Source organism: Bacillus sp. 05T31 (assembly GCF_056396725.1).
Map to the genome: position 1 here is coordinate 1 of NZ_JBFTMA010000469.1, position 3,566 is coordinate 3,566.

General features: G+C 33.6%; 6 protein-coding genes and 1 pseudogene. 3 read left to right on the plus strand and 4 right to left on the minus strand.

Going from position 1 to position 3,566, the window contains the following annotated elements; genetic code table 11:
• A pseudogene (locus tag AC1DJR_RS22050) lies at positions 1 to 505 on the plus strand (hypothetical protein); the annotation flags it as partial.
• A 98-nt stretch (positions 506 to 603) separates the two neighbouring features.
• Entirely contained in the window at positions 604 to 765 is a 162-nt protein-coding gene (locus AC1DJR_RS22055; protein ID WP_002126244.1) for a hypothetical protein, read from the plus strand.
• Here the strand turns inward: AC1DJR_RS22055 and AC1DJR_RS22060 are convergent.
• Positions 762 to 1,670, minus strand: a complete 909-nt coding sequence (locus tag AC1DJR_RS22060) for an aminoglycoside phosphotransferase family protein (protein WP_429686518.1) — start codon at positions 1,668 to 1,670, stop codon at positions 762 to 764. The two genes, AC1DJR_RS22055 and AC1DJR_RS22060, sit on opposite strands and share 4 nt — an antisense overlap.
• A gap of 100 nt (positions 1,671 to 1,770) precedes the next feature.
• Here AC1DJR_RS22060 and AC1DJR_RS22065 point away from each other — a divergent pair, with 100 nt between their 5' ends.
• Positions 1,771 to 2,280: a hypothetical protein gene (locus AC1DJR_RS22065; protein ID WP_044437930.1), complete on the plus strand. Its 510-nt coding sequence runs from the start codon at positions 1,771 to 1,773 to the stop codon at positions 2,278 to 2,280.
• A 25-nt stretch (positions 2,281 to 2,305) separates the two neighbouring features.
• Here AC1DJR_RS22065 and AC1DJR_RS22070 read toward each other — a convergent pair whose 3' ends face one another.
• The 3 genes from AC1DJR_RS22070 to AC1DJR_RS22080 all read right to left on the minus strand — a co-directional run.
• Positions 2,306 to 2,455, minus strand: a complete 150-nt coding sequence (locus tag AC1DJR_RS22070) for a hypothetical protein (RefSeq protein WP_000743737.1) — start codon at positions 2,453 to 2,455, stop codon at positions 2,306 to 2,308.
• 18 nt (positions 2,456 to 2,473) lie between these two features.
• Positions 2,474 to 2,647, minus strand: coding sequence for a hypothetical protein (locus AC1DJR_RS22075; RefSeq protein ID WP_000343684.1), 174 nt, complete (start codon positions 2,645 to 2,647; stop codon positions 2,474 to 2,476).
• A 76-nt stretch (positions 2,648 to 2,723) separates the two neighbouring features.
• Positions 2,724 to 3,566, minus strand: an 843-nt coding sequence (locus AC1DJR_RS22080) for an MATE family efflux transporter (protein WP_477003500.1), incomplete at its 5' end; no start/stop codon positions are given.

Sequence of the window (3,566 nt, forward strand, 5' to 3'; positions counted from 1 at the left end):
CTATATTGTTTTAGCAAAGCTAACTGATCACTTATTACAGTTTGTTGAAAGGGATGATAGTCAGGCACCGCCGTTATTTTTATATGAGAAGTTTCAAACATATATGGAAGAGTTAGGTGTCCACATGTCATTGACATTTGAAGTTGGTGAGTGGAGTGCTGAATCGTTTGTAATTAAAAAGTATGTTATCGATGCGGATGAGGAAATGCTTGCTCTTTGTCAGAAGCTAATGACAGTATTCAGTTATAAAGCTTTCGGTATTCTTCCAGGGAAAATTGAAGTTATTAATTTAATAGAAGGAACTAAGTATGAGTACATTCCAAAGCAGGAAGATATTATAACTGGAATGGATGATTTACTTAGAATGAAAGAAATGTTGCAGCAACCTGAGCACTATACAGAGCGTCATTTTCGTTCTGAGTGTATGAGTTGTGCGTTTCATAGTGAATGCCAAAGGGAAGAAGTAAAGAAAGAAGCGAAGCAGAAGAAAAATATAGTACATTAAAGGATGCAAATTTGCATCCTTTTTTGTTATTGACATGAAAAGCTTTTCATCATTTACGGTATATGAGTAGCAGATTTTAATAAGAGGAGGAATAATCAATGAAAGATGAAACGGCAGTATTTCAATGGTTAAAAGAACAGAATGCTCCTTTTGGAATTCAACTGCAAATTTTACAGGCATTTCAATTGTATAAAGTTATTGTTGAAATGGATAAAAAGTTAATGATGTATGAGGAGAGAGAGTATAGGGAGAGAATTTAATCTCGTCCCTGTAGTATTGCTTTAAGCTGTTCTTCATTCTTCTTTAATGTTATTTCRTTGTTTGTTTCAATGTTATAAATAAGGTTATGTAGTAAAGGGCTGTATTGATAAAAGGTAGTGATGCGGTGAATGAGTAATGGATCGCGGTGAGAAATAACTGCACTGTATTGTTCATATACAGATGTAGTAAACTCATGACCGAAATCATAATATAGCCCAGCAAAATCAAAAGCGGGATCGCCAATTTGAGCATCTCCAAAATCGATAACACCTGAAATGGTTTTGTTCTGCGTATTAAATAAAATGTGATGATGTGTAAAGTCAGCATGAATGATTGTATTTTGAAAGGTAGATTTAGCTATATTGGCAAAGAAATTTTCGAATAAACGATTTAAGGCTGATTTCTGTAATGAAGTAAGATTGTTAGTAAGAGATTGATTTAATTTTGTTTGTAGCTCTTTCCAGTAGATAAGTGTTTTTTCGATAGGGAATCCTAGCGTTTCAACACGTTTTAAAGGAATACTATGTAAAGTCGCAAGGAAAGTGGCTAATTGTGTAATAATTACTTCAAGTTCTTTTTTCTCTAGCTTTGCAACTAGTTCAGTTGTTAACGGTTCACCATGAATGAGAGGATAATAGCTGCAAAATGGAACAGTATTACAATTATTCTTATACAATAAATGATACTTAGGAATCTCGATTTCTTGTAATGAATGAGAAAGAATTGTGCACAGTTCTTTTTCTAACGGAATTCGGTTTGCATATTCAAGTTTTCGTGGGAAACGAAATAGTAGTTCGTCATTTATAATAACCGTTATATTATCCCACCCTTCTTCATTTTGCATATATGAATGTATAGAAAGATCTGGTAGAGCTTCTTTTATATATTGTTTGTAAGAGTCCATAATTGTTCCTCGTTTCTAAGTTAAAGGTAGGTTATTCTACTTTATGATATCAGAATTTTCTTTCTATATGTTAAAATATAACTATCATTAATGGAGGAGGGTGGGGTGCATTACGAAGAAAAGAATATTAATCATTTCTCTATGTATCGCTTTTGGATTGTTTTGGCCATATAAAGAGGAGGTTTTTGCTACCTTTAAACCGATAGATCGCTACGAGTTAAATAAGGAATTAAAGAACAAAAGTATAGAAGCTTTAACTGATAAAGAAATGAAAATGATAGGAGAACACTTYGTGACAGTGCAACTATCAGTGTTTGAGTTTAATAATAAAGAAGATGTGAAACGAAAAGGTGAAGAAATATTTGTAAATAGAGGGTATGAACAGTTAATAGAAAATTATTACCCAAACCGTTTTCGGGATTTAGAGTATAAATTTACAAACGAAGAGATACGTGAAGAGACAGATGAGAGTTTTCGCTATCATGCTGTAGCGTACGTTGCTGGTATTGAAAATGGTAAGAGAAGTGAAATGAAATTAAATTATGACATGAAAATTGTAAAGGTTAATAATTTATTCATGGTGTTAGAACAAAAACAATATGTACAATAAAAAACCCTCTAGAAGCAGAGGGACTTTAAAGATTTTCATTTTGTTGACCAAGTTCTTTTTGAGCAATGTATAAATTTCCTTGCTCAACTTGTTTCAGTGTATGAACAGAATCTCCTGCATATCCTTTTTCTGTTTTAACAGTTCTTTTTGAACGATTTGAATCTTGTTTCTTCATATAATAGACCACCCTTCCTTAAAAATAGACGAAAATGATGAGCACGAGTAATACAGCTGCGAAAATGGTAATGCCCATTAAAAAAGAAGTGTTTTTATATTTAGGTGGCTTATGTACATCTTGCCGATATCCAGGTGAAATTTCAGGGGCGAATTCTTCATCGAATGATTGTTTCTTTTGTTTTTCGTCCATATGTATCCACCTTTCTTTTTCATTATGTTACACGTTACAAGAAAAAATATGCATGAAGAAAACAGCCGCTATATCATTAGCGGCTGCTTTGCGTTGTATATTTTCTTTGTACTTGAAAGAGACGGATAAGCAGGAAGATTGCTCCAAATGCTAGACCGATAATAAGACCAATCCAATAACCTTTTGCTGCCCAGTCAGTATAAGTTGCTAACATGTAGCCAAGAGGTAGACCTATTACCCAATAAGCTATTAATGTCATAATTAAGGCAACATTTACGTCTTTATAACCACGAAGTGCTCCTTGTACTGGAGTTGCAATAGCATCTGAAATTTGAAATAAAATCGCGAATATAAGAAATTCTTTAGCTAAATGATGGACATTTGCATTTGTCGTATAAATAGAAGCAATTTCATCATCAAAGAAATAAAGAAGGATTGAATATAAAAGAGCGAAAGCAAGGGCTAACCCAATTCCGATAAATCCATATTGTTTCGCATTATTGTATCGTTTTGCTCCAACTTCAAATCCAACGGCTATCGTCATTGCCATTGCTAAACTTAAAGGAGTCATATATAACAAGGAAGCAAAGTTCATAGCTGCTTGATGTGCTGCTATTGTTGTCGTACTAAAATTACTCATCATAAGTGTTACCGCAGCGAAAATACTCGTCTCAAAAAAGATAGCAAATCCGATAGGGACGCCAAGTTTCAGGAATTCCTTCCAGATTGTAAAGGAAGGGCGGTATAACTGTTTAAAGATATTGAAAGAAGCGAAAGGCTCTTTCGTACGAATAATAATAACCGTAATAATTAAAATACACCAATAGGTTGCTGCAGAAGCGATTGCCGCACCAACACCACCGAGTTTTGGAAAGCCAAAGTGACCAAAAATTAATAAGTAATTTAATACTACATTAAT

Excerpts from the sequence above, each read along its gene's own strand:
- AC1DJR_RS22075 (WP_000343684.1), bottom strand. The coding sequence starts at position 2,647 with ATGGACGAAAAACAAAAGAAACAATCATTCGATGAAGAATTCGCCCCT.
- AC1DJR_RS22070 (WP_000743737.1), bottom strand. The coding sequence starts at position 2,455 with ATGAAGAAACAAGATTCAAATCGTTCAAAAAGAACTGTTAAAACAGAA.
- AC1DJR_RS22055 (WP_002126244.1), top strand. The coding sequence starts at position 604 with ATGAAAGATGAAACGGCAGTATTTCAATGGTTAAAAGAACAGAATGCT.